Source organism: Staphylococcus sp. HMSC072E01 (assembly GCF_001814125.1).
Classification (GTDB): Bacteria; Bacillota; Bacilli; order Staphylococcales; family Staphylococcaceae; genus Staphylococcus; species Staphylococcus hominis.
The window spans coordinates 1-300 of the sequence record NZ_KV814973.1 but is presented as its reverse complement, the minus strand read 5'-3'; the positions used below and the strand labels follow the sequence as shown (position 1 = coordinate 300).

Genomic DNA, 300 nt, shown 5'->3' with positions numbered 1-300 from the left:
CATTAAATCAAGCGAAAGATGATTTAAGAGCAGATAAAACAGAATTACAACATAAACTTCCAGAATTAGATCAACGTGGCATTACCGAAGGTAAAAAACCAGCAAGCATCACTGCTTATAATGAAGCTCTAGGAAGAATACAAAGTGAAATTGAAGAAGCTAAGACGAAAGCACAAGAAGTGTTAAATAAAGAAAAAGCAACACCAGCAGAAGTGAAAGAAGCATTAGACAAAGTGAAAGCAGTCTTACCAAAACTTACTGAAGCGATTGGTTTACTTCATGACAAAGAAAATAATAGTG

1 pseudogene is annotated in these 300 nt (G+C 34.3%); it reads left to right on the top strand.

The features are described 5' to 3' along the window. A pseudogene (locus HMPREF2953_RS07430) lies at positions 1-300 on the top strand (FIVAR domain-containing protein); the annotation flags it as partial.